General features: G+C 27.9%; 20 protein-coding genes. 2 read left to right on the forward strand and 18 right to left on the reverse strand.

Going from position 1 to position 18,858, the window contains the following annotated elements; genetic code table 11:
* Window positions 1–22 precede the first annotated feature (22 nt).
* From KGF45_RS05715 to KGF45_RS05765, 11 genes are all read right to left on the reverse strand, one after another.
* Window positions 23–1,195 carry a phosphopentomutase gene (locus KGF45_RS05715; RefSeq protein ID WP_227841977.1) on the reverse strand — a complete coding sequence of 391 codons (1,173 nt, stop codon included), beginning with the start codon at window positions 1,193–1,195 and terminating at the stop codon, window positions 23–25.
* Between the two features lie 41 nt (window positions 1,196–1,236).
* A complete protein-coding gene (locus KGF45_RS05720) occupies window positions 1,237–2,151 on the reverse strand; it encodes a tyrosine-type recombinase/integrase (RefSeq protein ID WP_227827130.1) in 915 nt (304 codons plus the stop codon).
* Between the two features lie 11 nt (window positions 2,152–2,162).
* Window positions 2,163–2,768, reverse strand: coding sequence for a stage II sporulation protein M (locus KGF45_RS05725; RefSeq protein ID WP_227827129.1), 606 nt, complete (start codon window positions 2,766–2,768; stop codon window positions 2,163–2,165).
* 68 nt (window positions 2,769–2,836) lie between these two features.
* Window positions 2,837–3,373, reverse strand: a complete 537-nt coding sequence (locus KGF45_RS05730; RefSeq protein ID WP_227434140.1) for an NUDIX hydrolase — start codon at window positions 3,371–3,373, stop codon at window positions 2,837–2,839.
* Window position 3,374: 1 nt separating this feature from the next.
* Window positions 3,375–4,442 (reverse strand): DUF3866 family protein, encoded by a 1,068-nt coding sequence (locus KGF45_RS05735; RefSeq protein ID WP_227827128.1) that lies wholly within the window; start codon window positions 4,440–4,442, stop codon window positions 3,375–3,377.
* A gap of 4 nt (window positions 4,443–4,446) precedes the next feature.
* Window positions 4,447–5,271, reverse strand: coding sequence for a glycosyl transferase (locus tag KGF45_RS05740; RefSeq protein WP_227827127.1), 825 nt, complete (start codon window positions 5,269–5,271; stop codon window positions 4,447–4,449).
* 7 nt (window positions 5,272–5,278) lie between these two features.
* A complete protein-coding gene (locus tag KGF45_RS05745) occupies window positions 5,279–5,971 on the reverse strand; it encodes a glycosyltransferase family 2 protein (RefSeq protein ID WP_227827126.1) in 693 nt (230 codons plus the stop codon).
* A 23-nt stretch (window positions 5,972–5,994) separates the two neighbouring features.
* Window positions 5,995–6,870, reverse strand: a complete 876-nt coding sequence (locus tag KGF45_RS05750) for a copper transporter (RefSeq protein ID WP_227827125.1) — start codon at window positions 6,868–6,870, stop codon at window positions 5,995–5,997.
* A gap of 17 nt (window positions 6,871–6,887) precedes the next feature.
* On the reverse strand, window positions 6,888–8,009 hold the full coding sequence (gene steA / locus KGF45_RS05755; protein WP_227827124.1) for a putative cytokinetic ring protein SteA: 1,122 nt from the start codon (window positions 8,007–8,009) through the stop codon (window positions 6,888–6,890).
* Between the two features lie 408 nt (window positions 8,010–8,417).
* Entirely contained in the window at window positions 8,418–9,242 is an 825-nt protein-coding gene (gene spo0A / locus KGF45_RS05760) for a sporulation transcription factor Spo0A (RefSeq protein WP_227827123.1), read from the reverse strand.
* A 142-nt stretch (window positions 9,243–9,384) separates the two neighbouring features.
* Window positions 9,385–10,446, reverse strand: coding sequence for a SpoIVB peptidase S55 domain-containing protein (locus KGF45_RS05765; protein ID WP_227827122.1), 1,062 nt, complete (start codon window positions 10,444–10,446; stop codon window positions 9,385–9,387).
* A 160-nt stretch (window positions 10,447–10,606) separates the two neighbouring features.
* On the opposite strand from KGF45_RS05765, the gene KGF45_RS05770 reads away from it, so the two are divergent.
* Window positions 10,607–11,047, forward strand: a complete 441-nt coding sequence (locus tag KGF45_RS05770; protein WP_227827121.1) for a GNAT family N-acetyltransferase — start codon at window positions 10,607–10,609, stop codon at window positions 11,045–11,047.
* 60 nt (window positions 11,048–11,107) lie between these two features.
* A complete protein-coding gene (locus tag KGF45_RS05775) occupies window positions 11,108–11,599 on the forward strand; it encodes a GNAT family N-acetyltransferase (protein ID WP_227827120.1) in 492 nt (163 codons plus the stop codon).
* Between the two features lie 79 nt (window positions 11,600–11,678).
* Here the strand turns inward: KGF45_RS05775 and KGF45_RS05780 are convergent, their stop codons facing one another.
* The 7 genes from KGF45_RS05780 to xseB all read right to left on the reverse strand — a co-directional run bounded on the left by KGF45_RS05780 (window position 11,679) and on the right by xseB (window position 18,857).
* On the reverse strand, window positions 11,679–12,545 hold the full coding sequence (locus KGF45_RS05780; RefSeq protein WP_227827119.1) for a hypothetical protein: 867 nt from the start codon (window positions 12,543–12,545) through the stop codon (window positions 11,679–11,681).
* Between the two features lie 214 nt (window positions 12,546–12,759).
* Entirely contained in the window at window positions 12,760–14,439 is a 1,680-nt protein-coding gene (gene recN, locus KGF45_RS05785; protein WP_227841978.1) for a DNA repair protein RecN, read from the reverse strand.
* Between the two features lie 19 nt (window positions 14,440–14,458).
* A complete protein-coding gene (locus tag KGF45_RS05790; protein WP_227827117.1) occupies window positions 14,459–15,271 on the reverse strand; it encodes a TlyA family RNA methyltransferase in 813 nt (270 codons plus the stop codon).
* 119 nt (window positions 15,272–15,390) lie between these two features.
* Window positions 15,391–17,250, reverse strand: coding sequence for a 1-deoxy-D-xylulose-5-phosphate synthase (gene dxs / locus KGF45_RS05795; protein ID WP_227841979.1), 1,860 nt, complete (start codon window positions 17,248–17,250; stop codon window positions 15,391–15,393).
* Window positions 17,251–17,284: 34 nt separating this feature from the next.
* On the reverse strand, window positions 17,285–17,722 hold the full coding sequence (locus tag KGF45_RS05800; RefSeq protein ID WP_227827115.1) for a divergent PAP2 family protein: 438 nt from the start codon (window positions 17,720–17,722) through the stop codon (window positions 17,285–17,287).
* Window positions 17,723–17,751: 29 nt separating this feature from the next.
* Window positions 17,752–18,639, reverse strand: a complete 888-nt coding sequence (locus tag KGF45_RS05805) for a polyprenyl synthetase family protein (protein ID WP_227827114.1) — start codon at window positions 18,637–18,639, stop codon at window positions 17,752–17,754.
* A gap of 2 nt (window positions 18,640–18,641) precedes the next feature.
* Window positions 18,642–18,857, reverse strand: a complete 216-nt coding sequence (xseB, locus tag KGF45_RS05810; protein WP_227434125.1) for an exodeoxyribonuclease VII small subunit — start codon at window positions 18,855–18,857, stop codon at window positions 18,642–18,644.
* Between the last annotated feature and the right edge of the window lies 1 nt (window position 18,858).

An 18,858-nucleotide genomic window follows, 5' to 3' on the forward strand; every position in this document is an offset into this window, starting at 1 on the left:
ATAGTTATTTTCTATTTAATATTTAAAATAAATCTGTTTTAAAACTCACTCCATGTTTAGGCAATTTTACATCCAGTATATCTGCAACAGTTGCTCCAATATCAGCAAAAGTATCTTTTATTCCTAAATTAAATCCTTTTTTAACCTTACTACCATAACTCATTACTGGAATATATTCTCTTGTATGGTCTGTACCTTTATATGTCGGGTCATTTCCATGGTCTGCATTAATTATAAGAATATCGTCTTCTCTCATACTGCTCATTATCTCAGGAAGTCTATTATCAAACTCTTCAAGTGCTTTCTTATATCCTTCTGGGTCTCTTCTATGACCGTATTTTGAATCAAAATCAACAAGGTTTGAATATATCAAGCCTTTATTGTCTTGTTTCATATATTTTAAAGTTTCATCTACTCCATCCATATTACTTTTAGTATGAATAGCTTCTGTAATTCCTTTACCATTAAAAATATCTTCTATTTTTCCAACAGCTAAAACTTCAAGACCTGATTCTTTTATATTATCAAGTACAGTTGGTTCAAATGGGTCTAGTGAATAATCTCTTCTATTTGAAGTTCTAACAAATTCACCTGTTTTTTTACCTATAAATGGTCTAGCAATTACTCTAGCAACTGCATTATCACCCATCATTATTTCTCTAGCTATTTTACACATATTGTACAACTCTTCTAATGGAATCACTTCTTCATTAGCTGCTATTTGAAATACACTATCAGCTGAAGTATATACTATTACATCTCCAGTTTTTATTTGATGTTCTCCATATTCATCAATTATCACAGTACCTGAAGCTGGCTTATTTCCTACTACTTTTCTTCCAGTTTTTTTCTCAAACTCTTCTATAATTTCTTTTGAAAATCCATGCTCAAATGTTTTAAAGGGTTTATCAACTATTATCCCAGTCATTTCCCAGTGACCAGTAGTAGTATCTTTTCCTTGAGACATTTCCTTACATTTTCCAAAACATCCTATTGGCTCTTTTTCATCTTCAAAAAAATCTACACCATCTATATTTCCTATACCTAATTTTATCATATTAGGAATTTGTATATCTGGATATTCTTTAAATATATTTCCAAGAGTACTTACATCCTTACTGTCTCCAAAATTTTCAGCGTCAGGTAATGCTCCTATTCCAACACTATCAATTACAATCCAAATTACTCTGCTCATATAAATATGCTCCTTTTAAATTATAAAATTTGCTATACAGTCTATTTAGCTTCTACTTTTTGTAACTCTATATCAATATCATTTCTAGGATGTTTTTCTTTTATTTCTCTTCTCACGTTTTTATCTATGTGGTTTAAATATACTTGTAAACTAGACAAGTTAACATTTCCTAAGATTTTACTTACAACAGCAATGTTAGCACCTTCATTCAAAAGGTGAATCGCAAATGAATGTCTAAGCATTGTAGGATTTATGTTTTTATCTATATTAGCTAAATTAGAATATTTTTTTATAACTTTCCAAAGACCTTGTCGTGTAAACCTTTGTCCTAATGAACTTACAAATAATGACTTTTCACCTTCTACAGCTATTTTAGGTCTTGCTTCTTTTAAATATTTCTCTAAATAAAGTTTTGTAATATCACAGAGTGGTATAACTCTTTGACTTTTACAACATGAACTACAATATATATAGTCAATATCCAAGTCAACATCGTCTACATTCATATCTACTAGTTCTGATACTTTTATACCTGTACCATATAATACTTCAAAAATAGCCTTGTCCCTAATTAATTTAGGTGTTGTTAACTTAGGAAAATTTAATAATCTTTCAATTTCTTCTTCTGTAAGTATATTTATATTTTCTTTTTTTACCTTAGGTTTTTTTATATCCTTTGCAGGATTATTTGTACATACATGATTTAAAAATAAATAATCATGAAAAGATTTTATAGATGATATCATCCTTGCTATTGTAGCTATTGATACATTATCTTTTTCCAACTTTATTAAATAACTTATAATATCATTTTCTACTATATCTACTAGTTTAATGCTTTTTTGATTTATATATTCCATATATTTTTTTATATCCATAAAGTATGATGCCACTGTGTTTTCTGATAATTTTTTTTTATCTTTTATGTAATCTATATATTCCTCTATAATATCCATTATAAACTCCTTTATTTAACTAGGAACTTAATAATACCAATACTTACAGTATTTAATATTAATTGCAACCCCAATGATAGTGCTATTATAATTATAATATTTAGTATGTACCTCTTAATTAAAAACTGCATATTTCTTCTATTTTTCTTTTTAAATTCATAAACCATCTCTTTAAAATAGCTTAAACTAATTAATGTTAATATGATTGCACATGGAATAATAACCAAATTTTTAAATAATATTATTAAAATCATTTTTGCACTCTTAAGTTTTAATGCCAATATAAAACTATTTATTGTATATCCAATTGACATTCCCTTTAACACAAAAATTACTAATACTGCTGGAATTGTTACTACAAATAGGCTTAATAGAGCTATCGAGCCCATAAATATTGTATCTGACTTTAAATTTTGTAGAACTGTATCTTTTACATTTATATTCAGATTATAATACTCTACAGCAGGATTTATATTGTTTAAAATATTATCACTAGAACCTGGTAATATTTTATTTATATAGGACCCAATAACAATAGACATCATAAACAACAATCCTATAATAATTATTTGTCTATTTAATTCTCTAAAATCATTTTTTCTATATGTTTTTCTCAATTTTATTCCCCCTTGTCCTTTATAAAATAATATGCTGTAGGACAAGGGGTTATTCATTTTTATAAATATTAATTTTTAAACATATCTTTTACTAATAATAATCCAATAGAAGTTTTTGCATCCTCAACGTCATTTTTTAATACCATATTATAGGCTTCTTCAAGCTCAACTTCGTAAACATCTAAAAATTCATCTGCATCTAGATTATTTTCTCCTGGAGTAAGACCTGTTGCCAAATATACAAACATTATCTCATTAGAAAAACCTGCTGAAGTGAAAAATTTATGTATTAGTTTAATATTTTTTGCACTATATCCAGTTTCTTCTTTTAACTCCCTCTCAGCACATTCTTTGGGACTTTCATTTTTTTCTAACTTACCAGCTGGAATTTCAAAAATTGGTTTTTCTATAGGTTTTCTAAATTGCTTCACTAATACAACTTTATTATCATCTGTAATTGCAACTATTCCTACTGCACCACCAACTTCTACTAATTCCCTTTTTTGATATCCTTGTCCTGGAATTTCAACAGTATCGACCTTTAAAGTAATTACCTTACCTGTATAAACTCTATCACTACTAATAGTTTTTTCTTCTAATACCATCTTAAACCTCCATTAAGTAATATGCTGCTGTACTTGCAGCTTTGAAAAATGCCTCATCTTGCTCATAGTTTCTTCCCATACTTTTTACTTTTAGATTAAAATAGTCTAAATCCTCTTTCGTTTTATTATTATCTATATAAATTATATTATGCTTTTTATCCAAACCACTAGATTTAACTTGTTCTTTTATAAATTTTAATTTTTCATCATCATATATAGTTATTGGTATATCTATATTTACATTTACAATTTCTTCAAATACAGTCATACTATGATGTGAAATACCTTGATGTCTTTCTCGTTTGTCAGCAAAACTAATTCTTGGAATTGCTATTGCTCTTCCTCCAAGCTTTATTACAGCATCAAGAATTGGACCTTGTTCAATTCCTGTAAATCCATATTTAGTACCTGTACCAGCTATTCCTGGCCCCATACTTACAAATACTACATCGGCTTTTAATATTTCTTTTGCTGTAATCAATGCAGTGTATATATTTATACACTCATAGTCTCCCCCAAATGCATTTCCTATAGTTATTGTACTATCTATTAATTTTTTTCCTTTTAAAGTGTCTACATTTTTACTTAAATAAATTGGAAGAGATGCCCCGTCAGTCATTATATATACTAATTTCTTATTAGGGTTATTTCTTTTAAATGAAGCTGCAAATGGAGTTAACATGCTATGAAGAGTCCCTACTACTACAGGAAGGTCTTCTAACTCTGTAAAATCACCAAATTTATCATGATAAATGCTTTCTTGTTCCTCAACAGAATCTACCTTTATTTGAAGTGGTGTATATCTAAGTTTCATTATATGACCACCTTCAATTAAACTAGATTCTAAATTGTTTAAATTAGTTATTACAAAATGGTATCCACCAGTTCCTAGACTTAGCTCTACTGCTGTTGTATTTAAAACTACTTCGTCTCCTATATATACTACCCCAGATAGTTTTGGATAATTATATGCTCTTTGTATTTCTCCATTTATATTTACTCTTATATCATCCAGCGTTTCAGTTTGACTTACAATTGATTCAACAATCCCCACTCTTTTGCTTATCATAATGCTACCTTCCCAACTTATCTATAAAATTTAATAATTTATTTTTTTCTATTATTTTAGTCAATGAGTATTTTTCAGTAAATATATGCATAATAACTACAAATATTAACCATCCCAGTCTGATATTAAATGGATATCCAAAAGAAATTAAAATTCCAATAGACATTCCAAGAACATTTGAACCAGTATCTCCCATCATTGCTCTTGCCTTTAAATCATAATTAAAGTATGCAAGCACATTTGGAACTATAAGTAGTGGAAGAACTTGAATAAATCCTGTCAATGTTAAAAATACAATCACCATTATAAATAAATATGCTTTTATTGCTCTTCCTGGTCTTAAATCTAAAAGATTCATTAAATTAGTTGATAGAGCTATTATTAATGTATTTACTATTATATCTATTATGTCTTTTGATATAGACACAGAAACTATAAGTCCTACAAATCCACCAAACAACGCCTTAAAGCCTCCAGTTGTAAGACTTCCCTTGAATAAACTTTTAAAGTGACCTTTTAGACCACTTACATCTCTATTTCCAATAACATCATCTAGTATTCCTGCAAAAAACATGGATATCATGCCAAACATAAACATAAATATATATGCTAAATCTATATATTCTGTAGTAAAAAATGCAAGTATTATTCCATTAATCACAAGCATAGGTAAAAATACAATTCCCATACTTACTGGTATCATATCTTTATTGTAGTTTGGTCTAAGTATATTTCCATTTATCAATAAATTTTTAAATAGTGGTATTGCAGCATAGGTTCCAAATAATCCTGTTAATAATAAAATGGTATAAAGTATATAATCTTTCACTAAGATATTACCTCCATTCTTTCTTTTTTTGTCCTAAAACCTTTTTTATATGATAATACTGCTTACCTCTATGAACAAATCCTTTTAAATTTCTGCCAGTTTCATTATGAGTCATGTTTACTAATACTTCTTTAATTTTAAAACCATACTTTAGTATATCAATCGTCATTCCAACTTCAACACCATATCCAAAAGGTATTTCATCAAATTTTTCTAAAACTTCTCTTTTAAATATTCTTTGACCTGACAGAGTTGCATCTAGCTCAACTCCTGTCATCTCAAAAACAGAATTTTTAGCTAAACCTTTTACAAATCCCAGACCTCCTTTTTTCTTTGCAGGAGGAAACTTTGCTATAGTAACATCAGCTTCACCATTTAATATTGGTACAATTAACTTTTCAATTTCTTTAGCAGAACTGCCTAAATCTCCATCCAAAAATCCTATAATATTTGCACTTTTCATTGATACTTTAAGCCCATAGTTTAAAGCATATCCTTTACCTCTGTTTTTATCTAACTTAAAAAATTTAATCTTTTCATTCTTTAATTCAGATACAACCTTAGCAGTATTATCTGTTGAACCATCATCTACAACTACTATTTCATTTATTTCTTTAATTCCAACTATACTTTCTAATGTATAGTTTATTCTACTTTCTTCATTATAAGCTGGTATTATTATACTTATATAAGAATCCATTTTTTCTCTCCTTAAAATTATTTCTATTTAATAGATGGCAACAATGAAGTTGCAGTATCTAATCTACCAAAATTACCAACTATATTACCTTGTTGTAAAAGCATAGCTAGAGATACACTTCCTACACCTTCATCTATATTATCTATAGTTGCAACTTTATTTTTAGAATATAATTCTACATAAGAAGTTTTAACTCCTGTATTTTGAACTTCTACTAAATATTTATTTTCTGATTTTATTTTTGAAACTAAAAATTTTTCTATTTTGTCAAATTGTTTTGTCTTATCTTTTGCATCATTTCCACCAGCGATTACAACAGATTCATATTTTAGATATGTGTCACCAATAGAGTTAAATTTTATTACATCTAGTTCTTGAAGATATGTTAAAATGTCACTTGCATCTTCCTTTTTCAAAGTATCAATTATATAATTAACTGCATCATTTGTATTTTTAATTTCTGCACCTAATTTACTTGAGATTTCTTTTAATTTTTCTGGATTTGTTATATTTTCTTTTAACACTATGTTAAATGCAACACTACCATTAGACTTGTTTATTATATCTTCTATATTTTTTGTATAATCATCATTTTCATTAGCTGATATTATTCCTATACTTTTTCCACTTAATGAACCAATTAAAACCTTGTCCACATTTTTATTTATAAAATTAATTGCTTCTTCATAATCTTTATTTACCTTTGCTAAATCTACATCAAGTTTATCATTTTTTTCTTTTAAAATATTAAATTTATCATCCAAGTCATTTATTATATTTGCTTGTTGCTCACTTAATTGTTGATTATTATTTAAATTAAATCCTACTAACATGCCTATACCCAAAGCTATAAATATAGCACCAATAGTGACTATATAATATTTCATATTAATATGCATATTTATCCTCCTAAAATTTACATCTGTAATAATACTTTAAATTTCAATTGCATTAACTGTATAAATTGTTGAACTCCTGGTGACAATGATGCAACTACCAACACAGGAAATAAGGCTGTTGCTATTAATGCCCATATGTACTTTATCTTTAGCTTACTTCTATATAACAAGTTAACTCCTTTAGCATCTATAAGCTTAGAACCTATCTTTAGTCTAACTAAAAAAGTACTTGCCATTCCCTTTCTTCCTTTTTCAAGGAAATCAATCATATTTGAATGTGTACCCACTGCTACTATTAACTCTGCTTTATACTCATATGCAATAAGCATAGCTATATCTTCACTAGTTCCTGGTGCAGGAAATACAACTGCATCTAAACCTAGTTCTTGAACTCTCTTAAGGCCTGGCGCTCTACCATCTGTATAAGCATGTACTACTATTTCACTAGCTTTTTTTAAAGCTTCATCGCTTACACTATCCATGTCTCCTACAATTACATCTGGAGTATATCCAAACTCAATTAAAGCATCTGCGCCTCCATCAACACCAACTAGAACAGGTTTTACCTCTTCTATGTATGAAAGCATTGTACTTAAATCTTCTTTATAGTCCTGACCTCTTACAACTATTAATACATGCTTATTTGCATAATTAGTTTGTACTTTTGGAATTTCTACTTCACCAAGTATAAATCCTTTTTCTTTTTTAGCATAATCTATAGTATTGTCTATAAATCTATCTAATTCTACGGCTAAGTTTTCATAAGCAGCCTTTATTTGATACGAAACTTCATACTTATCTAAAACTTCACCTGCACCTAAAAATTGTCCTTCTCTATATATCTTTCCATCTATAACTTCTATAGTCTGTCCTTCTTTTAATTCTTCAAATAATTCTTCTCCAATATTATCAATTATTAAGATATTATTCTCAGTTAATATTCCTGGACCTTTATTAGGATATCTACCACTTATAGAAGGCGCCGCATTTATGACAAGTTTTATTTTGGCTTCTACCAAAGAGTTTGCAGCAACTTCATCTATGTCTATATGATTTATAACTGCTATTTCCCCACTTTCAACTCTTTTAGCAAGCTTTTTAGTTTTTCGATCTACTTTTATAGGGGCCTCGACTCTCATTTTTAAACCTCCACTATCATTATTAAAATCACATTATATTATAGCATTACTTAACAATAAAATAAATGTTTTAAGTTTGTCCTACATCTTTAATCCTTATAACACTATATTTTATGATTTTTTTATTTAACATTTTTTACAATATACTTTAAAAATTAATGTTTCAACTTGTTAAGGTATGTTTTTATATTAAAAAACAAGTCAGTATTAATCTACAATTGACAAAGGTACATACTATGGCCATAGTATAATAAAATTATATTAAACAAATAATAAAGAAAAAATAAAGTTTTTATTATATATTAAAACAGCAAAACGGTATAACCCTATTGGTTATACCGTTTTGCTGTTTGTAATGCATATTTATTGCCAATACCTTTATTAAAAGGTCTTACTTTTTCTGTCTATTTATTTAACCATACTATGTTCTAATCTTAATTTATCAGCAATCATTGCTATAAATTCTGAATTAGTTGGTTTTCCTTTAGTATTGTGTACCGTATATCCAAATAGTTGATTTATTGTGTCAACTTTTCCTCTACTCCATGCAACTTCTATAGCATGTCTTATTGCTCTCTCAACTCTACTTGGTGTTGTATTGAATTTTTTAGCTATACTTGGATATAACTCTTTTGTTACTGCACCTAAAAGTTCAACATTCTCAATGACCATTTTTATAGCTTCTCTTAGATATAAATATCCTTTTATATGAGCTGGTACTCCTATTTCATGTATTATATTCGTGATTTCTGTTTCTATGTTACCTACATTTTTAACAAAATCACTTCTTGTCATTTGAGTTTCTTGAACTGGTCTAGGCTTTGGCTCTACTTGAGTAACTCTATTAGAAACTAGTTCTCTAATTCTGTTTATAAACACAACAAAATCAAACGGCTTTACTATGTAGTAATCTGCTCCTAGATTTATTGCGCTTTGAGTTATCTTATCTTGACCTACTGCTGATAGTACTATTATTTTTGGCATTTTAGGTATATCCATAGTATTTAATTTTTCAATTACACCTAATCCATCCAGATGCGGCATTATTACGTCTAATATTAATAAATCTGGTTGTGTCTTTTTTACTAAATCTAATGCTTCAATCCCATCTTTAGCTATGCCTAATATTTCGATATCATCCTCATTAGACAAATACTCTTTTAATACCTGACAAAAATCCTTATTGTCGTCTGCTAAAACTATTTTGATTTTTTCCACTAAAAATCCCCCCATTAAAAAACATCTTCTTATTACAGAAAACTAAACTTTTTACACAAATTGCTTCCTAATTATCTACTCTAAAGCATATTCGACACTTCAAAATTATATTCCTCCTAGATAAGTGATAAAATAATAAAATTTTTTAATGCCTCACCTACAATTTTATCATTTCATCTATAAAAATACCATATCCTTTTTTCGGATTATCTCTAAAAACATGAGTTATTGCACCAATAATTTTATTATTTTGTATTATTGGAGCCCCACTCATCCCTTGTACAATCCCCCCTGTGTATTCCAATAACTTATTATCTACAACTTTTATTACCATATCTCTATAATTTCCTTTATCATATACTATACTTTCTATTTTTATATCATAGCTTGTTATATTTTTGTTTTTGTCTTCAAAAAGAATTATTGCATCCCCTATTTTTACATCTTGAGGTCTTCCAACCTCAATTAATTGTAATTCTTTATTTGCTAAATTAAATTCTTTATTTTGTTTTTCTGTAATATTACCACTTATACCTAATTCTGAGTTATTCGAAAAATTTCCCATCAGATTACCATCATTAAAATCCCCTTTTATTCTACCTACTTTTTCATTACTGGCTTTTACTATTTTTAGTTTTTCTGGTTTATATATATAGCCTTGCTTAATCTTTAATAGTTCATTAGTGTCCGAATCTTTTATAGCATGACCAATTGCTTTAAATTTTTCCATATTAGGGTCATAAAAAGTCATAGTTCCAATTCCAGATATCTTATCTCTTACCCATAATCCAAGTTTATAATTACCATTTTCTTTTTTAGTTTCTATTGTCTCTGTTTTATATTTATTTTTTCTTTCAAAAGTCACTTCTATTTTACTTTTTTTAGCTTCATTTAAAATCTTTGATACATCCTGACTATCTTTTATTTTTTTATTATCTATTTTTACTATATTGTCGCCAATCTGTATGCCTCCAATATAATCTACATCCTCTTCCTCGTATCCTAAAACCAATACACCATCTGTATTTGCTTTCACTCCAATTATATTTCCAAGTGGATATACATATTTTTTATCATGATTCTTAATTGTAAAAGTTTCTATTGGGGTCTCATTATTCGTATTACAATTTTTATTTTGAAAAATTATAACCATCATAAAAATCGATACAGCTCCTAATATTATCCAAATATTTTTGAAATTCTTATTTATTTTGTTCATATATTCATCTACTCCTATGCTGTATTATTATGTATTTATAATTCCTTTTTCGTAAAAATTTATTCATTTAAAAACCTCGTTGTATATCTTACTAAGTGCTTTTTAGCCTATAATATGGTAGTATTATATTGTAGTAAAAAGTTTGAAGGGCGGTAATATTTTGAAATTAAATGTAAGAATTGCAGACATAAATAATTGGCATTATTTAGTCAATTTGTCTGTAGATAAAAATCAATTAGATTATATAGAAAGCAATGCACTTTCTATTGCTGAGTCTAAGTTTATAACAGCTTGGATACCTGTTGGAATATATGATGACAATATACTGATAGGATTTGCTATGTACGGTCGCCTAGAAGATGACAGAGTTTGGCTTGATAGATTCATGATTGACTCAAAGTATCAAGGCAAAGGGTATGGAAAAGCATCCTTAAATTTCCTTATAAATCATCTTAAAAATGAATATAATTGTAATGAGTTATACCTTAGTATATTCGATAACAACAAAATGGCTATTGGACTTTACAAAAGCTTTGGATTTGAGTTTAATGGAGAACTTGACTATGGTGGAGAAAAGGTAATGGTATTAAAATTTAATTGATATTAACAAAAATATATACCTATCAAGGAGGTGAAGTCATTATATAAATATATTTATATAATGATAAACAAAATGACTCAAAATGTAATTTTAAAATTTGTCGAAGCAAATGATTTAGAAAATCTTGAAAATGTAAAGATTTTATTTACTGAATATTCAAATTCATTGAATATAGATTTGTGTTTCCAAGACTTTAATAATGAATTAAAAACACTTCCAGGAAAATATGAAAAACCTTCAGGTTCATTAATACTAGCATTTGTTGATGAAAATTTAGCAGGTTGTGTTGCATTAAAAAAACTTGAAGATAAAGTATGTGAATTAAAAAGGTTATATGTAAGAGATAAATTTAGAGGACTTAAAATAGGAAAAATATTATTAGAAGAAATCGTAGAAGAAGCTAAAAAGATTGGATATACATATATGAGACTAGATACTCTTCCAAGCATGAAAAGTGCTCAAGGTTTATACGAAAAAATTGGTTTTTATGATATAGACCCTTACACTTATAATCCAATTGAAGGGGCTAGATACATGGAGTTAAAATTATAAATAAAAAAATAGAGTATAAATAAAATTATATATATTTTATTTATACTCTATTTTACTGATTAAATTATTTTGAATATATTTATTTCTCTAAGTCTTCCAAACCAATACTTATATCTTCAGTTATATCTTTTATATATTCTACGCCATTATTGTATGTAAGCTTTGCTTTAATATAAATTATATCATCAATATCCTTTTTAGGAAAAGTAGCCTCATAATTTACTTGCTTTCTATCTATATTATCATCTTCACTATCATTTGATACTTTATCAGACTTCGCTTTATATACAGTATCTCCTTTACCTTCATTTACAATAATATCTACATTTTTTAACTTGATATTATTATAAACTTTATTTTTTGATTTTTCACTTTCATGATTAAATAGATTGCTGTTTTCCAATATTTCAATAAAGTATTCCTTGTTGTCCCTTATTCCATAATTAAATACAGGTGGTTCAGGCATATAATCAGACTTAGTCAATTTTTGAACATCTGAGCTTTCAGATATTGTACCACTTGTAACTACTTTATAATCATATTCACTACCTGTAGTTATTTTTATTTCACAAATATATGATAATTCTCCATGCTTTGTCATCTCAATCTCATTCCATTTATCACTATCTGCTTTATACATAAAGAAAACTTTTCCATCCTTACCAAGTTTACTCAACTGTGTATCCACATCAATTACACATTCGTCTTTTTCTAATTTTTTAACTTTTAAATCAATGCTTTTTGTTATATAACTTTTGGACATTTCCTCATTAATTGTATTGCTAATGTCTGACTTAGTATTCATAATTTCTCGTGATAAATAATCTAATTTATCATTAGAAGTGTTAAGATTATTTTTGATACTATTAATAGCTAATAAAATATACCCTAATACTATAATAACTATGATTATAAAAATTAAGTACATAGTATTTTTTTTATTCATTTAATATCCCCCCACTACTACCTTAATACATAATATTATACTCAAAAACTTAAAATTTTTACAGTTACAAGTTTATACAAGATTTATTTAAATTATAATTTTTATTTATTTTTGATATCCAGATTAAATATTTTAAAATATTTTCATCATAAAAAATAGATGTAAAGTATTCAGATAAAATATTCTCTACATCTATTTAAAATAAACTTTTTCACTAACATTTTTTGGCCATTTCAATAATTTCGCTTGCATGTTCTATAGTTTTTTCTGTTATATTATTACCTGCTATAAGTCTTGCAATTTCATTTTTTCTTTGAGATTGATTTAATTTCTTGACATTTGTAAATGTTCTATTATTTGAAGTATCTTTTTCTATACAATAATGAGTATCTGCATTTGCAGCAATTTGAGGTAAATGAGTTATACATATTATTTGTTTTTTCTTTGCTATATCACTCAATTTCTCACCAACAATTTGTGCAGCTATACCACTTATCCCTGTATCTATTTCATCAAACACTAAAGTATCTATATCATCTATATCAGCCAATATAGTCTTAAATGCCAACATAAATCTAGACATTTCACCACCTGATGCAACTTTATATATAGGTTTGATATCTTCCCCTAAATTGAAAGATATCATAAACTCAATATCATCTATTCCATTTATGGTAAATGAACTTTCTTCAAAATTAACTTTGAACATTACATTTTTCATATTTAAACTTTTTAATTCATCAAGAAGTATTTCCTCTAATTGAATTGCCACTTTATTTCTTGCTTTAGTCAATTTGATGGCTTTTATTTTTAGCTCTTCTTCTATTTTTATTAATTGATTTTTTAGTTGTTCAACTCTTTCATCTCTATTTAATATCTCATCCAATCTATCTTTTGTCTTTTCATAATATTCAAATATAGCTTCTATACTATCTCCATATTTTCTTCTTAAGTTATTAATCTCATCAATTCTAAGTTCAATCTGTTCCAATTCATAAGGCTCAAAATCTATATTATCTTTGTAATTTCTTATATCACTAGATATATCTTGTAGTTCATACATTATTCTTTCTATAGTTTCACTGTATTCACTTAAAACACTGTCATATTTAGATATATCATTAAGCTCTTTAGATGCAATACCTATCAAGTCAATGACATTATACTCACCATTATGTAATTTACTATAACTTAAGTTTAAATTATTATATATCTTTTCACTATTTCTATACACATCTCTTTGCTTTAATAAATCTTCATATTCATTTTTATTTAAATTTGCAGCCTCAATTTCATTTATTTGAAATCTTAATAAATCTATTTCTCGTTGAATCTGCATATCATCCTTATTTTCTGTTAAAGAATTCAAAGCTCTTTTTACTTCACTATATTTGTAATACACTTTTCTATAATCAGCTTTAAACTTATCTAGTTCATTTTCTCCAAATAAGTCTAGAAATTTTAAGTGTGTATCCTTATTGAATAAAGCTTGATTTTGATGTTGACCATGTATATCTATAAGTGTAGATGCAATTTCCTTTAGAAAAGATACTTTAACAGTCCTTCCATTTACTCTAGCAGTACTTTTCCCATCTGAATATATCAATCTAGTTATAACCAATAAATTATCATCTTCTATACTTATATCATTTTCATCTAATACTTTTTTTAGATATACGTTATCTGAGAAAAATATAGCTTCAACAAGTCCCTTATCTGTACCTTTTCTTAAAAAAGACCTATCATATTTCTCACCTAGACAAAGCCCAAGTGCATCTATTATTATAGATTTTCCTGAACCAGTTTCACCTGTAAGTATATTTAAGTTTTTATCAATACCCAGCCTTAGTTCTTCAACTAAGGCACAATTTTTCATATATAATTCGAGGATCAAGTCTAAGCCCCCTTTTATTCTATTTCTCTAAATTATGAGAAGCCTCAACAACTTCTACTATTTTTTTGTCATACATATCACTATCAAATTCATATCCTTCATTTCCATTTTTTAAATGAATTAAATATTCTATATTTCCTTCTGGACCCTTAATTGGAGAAAAATCCAACCCTAAAATTTCAAATCCATTTTGTACTGAAAAATCAGAAATCATTTTTATAACTTCTATATGTGTAGATTTTTCTCTAACTACACCTTTCTTGCCTACCTTTTCTCTTCCTGCTTCAAATTGAGGTTTTATCAAGGCTACAATTTCTCCATTATGAATAACTAATTCTTTTGCTTTTGGAAGTACTAGTTTCAATGATATAAAAGATACATCAATTGATGCAAAATCTGCAAATTGTTTTGTATTTTCTATTGTTACATTCCTTATGTTTGTTCTTTCCATACAAACAACTCTATCATCTTGTCTCAATTTCCACGCAAGCTGACCATAACCAACATCAATGGAAAATACTTTTATAGCTCCATTTTTTAGCATACAGTCTGTAAAACCACCTGTAGATGCTCCTATATCCATACACACTTTTCCATCAATAGTTAAGTCGAAGTTTTTCATTGCTTTTTCAAGCTTTAGCCCACCCCTACTAACATATGGTATTGGATTTCCTTTTACTTCTATAGCACACTCCTCTTTTACTTCTGTACCTGCCTTATCACATCTTTGATTATCAACAAAAACTAGCCCAGCCATTATTGCTTTTTTAGCTCTTTCTCTACTCTCAAAATGTCCTTGCTCTACTAACAATAAATCTATTCTTTTCTTCATAAAATTACCTTTCTGTTAAAAGCTACTTTAATATTGACTAAAGTAGCTTAAAGTAACACACTCGATATTTATTCTAAGTGACAAATTTTAAATTTTATATTAAATTGAATCAATATTATTTATACTAACTTTCTTATTTTATCAGCAATGCACTTTGGCGATAATCCTACAAAATTATATAGTTCATCTGCATTGCCATGTTTTATAAACTCTTCTGGTATTGCTATATTAAGTATATTTACTTTATATCCATTATCTATAATAAATCTACTTATTCTACTTCCAAACCCACCAGTAATAACATTATCTTCTACTGTAACTACATTTTTATGATTCTTAAATAAAGCATGCAACAGCTCTTCATCCATTGGCTTTAAAAATCTAGCATTAACTATTGTTGGATTTATACCTTCTTCTAATAATATTTCTTTAGCTTCTAGAGCATGTTTCACCATATTTCCAATAGAAAGTATGACTGTATCTTGTCCATCATCTAATATCTCATATTTACCTAACTTAATTTCTTTGTATTCTCCTTTATTTAGATAGTAACTATTTCCTCTTGGATATCTAATTGCCAATGGAGAATCCAATTTTAATGATAAATCCATCATAAGTTCCATTTCTCTTGTATCTTTTGGAGCCATTACTACAATATTTGGAATAGAATTTAAGTAACTTAAATCAAACATACCATGATGAGTTTCACCATCATTTCCAACTAGGCCAGCTCTATCTATAAGAAAAGTAACTGGTTTTTTTGTTATACATACATCATGAATAACTTGGTCATATGCTCTTTGCAAAAATGACGAATATACAGCAAAATAAGGCTTCATACCATTTTTTGCAAGACCTGCCGCAAACCCTGTTGCATGTTGTTCAGCTATACCAACATCATAATATCTTTTCGGGTAAGCACTTTCAAATAAGTTTAATCCTGTCCCAGATGGCATTGCAGCTGTTATTGCTACTATTTCTTTGTTTTTGCTAGCCATCTCAACTAATTTTTCACCAACACTGGTTGACATAGACTTAACTTTAGAAGATGTTACGCCTGTCTTTATATCAAACTTTGATACTCCATGATATTTATCAGGTTGTTCCTCTGCAAATTTATATCCTTTTCCTTTTTTTGTAATAACATGTAAAAGTACAGGTCCTTTTTTATGTTTAGCTTTTCTAAGTGTTTCTATTAATTCTTTAGTATTATGACCATCTATAGGACCATAATATTTTATACCTAATGAATCAAAAAATGAACAATCTTGAGGAGAAAAACTATATATTAATTTATCCTTAAATCTATGTGCAGTCTTAGATAAAATTTCACCTGTCGATGTAACATTTAAAATTTTATCAACTTCATCTGTCATTTTAACAACTGTTGAATTTCTTATAATACTTGATAGATATTTAGACATTCCACCAACATTTTTATCTATGGACATCTCATTATCATTAAGAATTACTATCATATTAGTATTTATATATCCCAATTGATTTAAAGCTTCAAGCGCCATACCTCCAGTTATAGAACCATCTCCAATTACAGATATAACACTATAGTTTTCTTTTTTTATATCTCTAGCACAGGCAATACCTGTTGCCACAGAAATAGATGTACTGCTATGTCCTGTGTCGAAAATATCATGAGGACTTTCACTCTCCTTTGGAAAACCACTTAGTCCATTGAATTGTCTTAAGGATACAAAACAATCTTTTCTTCCAGTAACCATTTTGTGAACATAAGACTGATGTCCTACATCCCATACGATTTTATCTTTAGGGCTGTCAAACACTTTATGAAGTGCTAATGTTAACTCAACTACACCTAAGTTAGAAGCTAAGTGTCCTCCTGTCTTGGAAACAGATTTTACTAAAAATTTTCTTATATCCTTTGCAAGTAAATCCATTTCTTCTATGCTCATATTTTTTATATCTTTTGGAGAATCTACTTTATCTAAATATTTATACATATTATCCTCACCTTTTATTTTGTAAATTTTAAATTTACATCAATATTAAAGCTGTTACTATACCAAGTAAAGCTCCAAACCAAACCTCTAGTGGTGTGTGACCTATTAATTCTTTTAATTTCTTCTGTTCTATATGCTTTCCATGTTGAAGGTCTGCTACCATCTGATTCAATATAGTAGCTTGTTTACCAACAGCACGTCTAACACCTGCTGCATCATACATTATAATCAGTGCAAGCACAGTAATTATAGCAAAATCAGTAGAATTAAACCCTTTTTCAATACCTACCACTGTAGCTAAACTTGTAACAAAAGAACTATGAGAACTAGGCATACCTCCTGAAATGAGTATTCTTGAAAACTCAATTTTCTTTCCCTTCCCAGTAAATATCTTTATGAATTGTGCTAAGAAACAAGCAATAAGACTTATTCCCAAAGCCCCATTGTTAAAAATCTCCGAAAAAAAGTCCATTTTTCCCTCCTCGATTTTAGCTGTATATTTTAATATTCTCTATCTACTATATATTCAGCCAATCCCTTTAAAAAATCTACATTGTCAGATAATTTTTCTATACTCTTCTTTGCCTCATCTATTAAATTATGTGCAATTTCTTTAGATTTATCTAATCCTAAAAGAGATGGGTATGTTGATTTATGATTCTCTATATCACTTCCAACTTTTTTCCCTAATTTTGCTTCATCTCCTACTATATCTAGTATATCATCTACTATCTGGAATGATAATCCGATATTTTTTGCATATTTAGTTATTTCTTCCATTTGTTCTGAATTTGCTCCACCTATAGTTGCTCCTGCTCTCATACATCCAACCATCATTGCCGCAGTTTTATTCATATGTATATAATCTAATTTTTCTTTTTCAATTTGTTTATTTTCACTTTCTACATCTACTACTTGCCCGCCTATCATTCCATATATTCCAGCACCTTTAGCAATTTCATTTATAGCTTTTAGATATTTTTCTGGATTTTCTTTATTTATTGAACCTGCAAGCATAACTTCAAAAGCATAGTTCAGTAAAGCATCTCCTGCTAAAATTCCCATTGCTTCTCCATATACCTTATGATTTGTTGGTCTTCCTCTTCTTAAATCATCATTGTCAAGAGCTGGTAAGTCGTCATGTATAAGTGAGTATGTATGTATCATTTCAATTGCAATAGCAAAAGGTATAGCTTCTTCTTCATTTCCTCCAACTACCTTACAGGCTTCTAATGTAAGTATTGGTCTTAATCTCTTACCTCCAGCGCTCAAGCTGTAGTTCATAGCCTCAATAACAGTTTTTTGATAACCTTCTTCTTTTGGCATATATTCTTTAAGTACATCTTCTATAAAACTTGCTTTTTCTTTTAAATGTTGTTTAAATTCCACTTTTATTCCTCCTCTATTCTAAAATCCTCTTCTATTCCTAATTGATTAAATTTACTTATTTTTAATTTGGCATCATCCAAAAGCTTATTACAATGTTTATAAAGACTAATTCCTTCTTCATATAAGCTTAAAGATTCATCTAAGCTAGCATTTTTAGATTCTAGCTCATTTAAAATGCTCTCCAATCTTTTGTAAGCTTCTTCATAGGTTAAGTTCATA

It is taken from the genome of Clostridioides sp. ZZV14-6154 (assembly GCF_020657785.1).
GTDB lineage: Bacteria > Bacillota > Clostridia > Peptostreptococcales > Peptostreptococcaceae > Clostridioides.

What these genes read in the sequence shown, in the direction of transcription:
- steA (WP_227827124.1), bottom strand. Translation starts at nt 8,009, where the DNA reads ATGAGAGTCGAGGCCCCTATAAAAGTAGATCGAAAAACTAAAAAGCTT.
- KGF45_RS05715 (WP_227841977.1), bottom strand. Translation starts at nt 1,195, where the DNA reads ATGAGCAGAGTAATTTGGATTGTAATTGATAGTGTTGGAATAGGAGCA.
- KGF45_RS05775 (WP_227827120.1), top strand. Translation starts at nt 11,108, where the DNA reads ATGATAAACAAAATGACTCAAAATGTAATTTTAAAATTTGTCGAAGCA.
- KGF45_RS05765 (WP_227827122.1), bottom strand. Translation starts at nt 10,446, where the DNA reads ATGAACAAAATAAATAAGAATTTCAAAAATATTTGGATAATATTAGGA.
- KGF45_RS05745 (WP_227827126.1), bottom strand. Translation starts at nt 5,971, where the DNA reads ATGGATTCTTATATAAGTATAATAATACCAGCTTATAATGAAGAAAGT.
- spo0A (WP_227827123.1), bottom strand. Translation starts at nt 9,242, where the DNA reads ATGGGGGGATTTTTAGTGGAAAAAATCAAAATAGTTTTAGCAGACGAC.
- KGF45_RS05780 (WP_227827119.1), bottom strand. Translation starts at nt 12,545, where the DNA reads ATGAATAAAAAAAATACTATGTACTTAATTTTTATAATCATAGTTATT.
- KGF45_RS05720 (WP_227827130.1), bottom strand. Translation starts at nt 2,151, where the DNA reads ATGGATATTATAGAGGAATATATAGATTACATAAAAGATAAAAAAAAA.
- KGF45_RS05800 (WP_227827115.1), bottom strand. Translation starts at nt 17,722, where the DNA reads ATGGACTTTTTTTCGGAGATTTTTAACAATGGGGCTTTGGGAATAAGT.
- dxs (WP_227841979.1), bottom strand. Translation starts at nt 17,250, where the DNA reads ATGTATAAATATTTAGATAAAGTAGATTCTCCAAAAGATATAAAAAAT.
- xseB (WP_227434125.1), bottom strand. Translation starts at nt 18,857, where the DNA reads ATGAACTTAACCTATGAAGAAGCTTACAAAAGATTGGAGAGCATTTTA.
- KGF45_RS05750 (WP_227827125.1), bottom strand. Translation starts at nt 6,870, where the DNA reads ATGCATATTAATATGAAATATTATATAGTCACTATTGGTGCTATATTT.
- KGF45_RS05735 (WP_227827128.1), bottom strand. Translation starts at nt 4,442, where the DNA reads ATGATAAGCAAAAGAGTGGGGATTGTTGAATCAATTGTAAGTCAAACT.
- KGF45_RS05730 (WP_227434140.1), bottom strand. Translation starts at nt 3,373, where the DNA reads ATGGTATTAGAAGAAAAAACTATTAGTAGTGATAGAGTTTATACAGGT.
- KGF45_RS05790 (WP_227827117.1), bottom strand. Translation starts at nt 15,271, where the DNA reads ATGAAGAAAAGAATAGATTTATTGTTAGTAGAGCAAGGACATTTTGAG.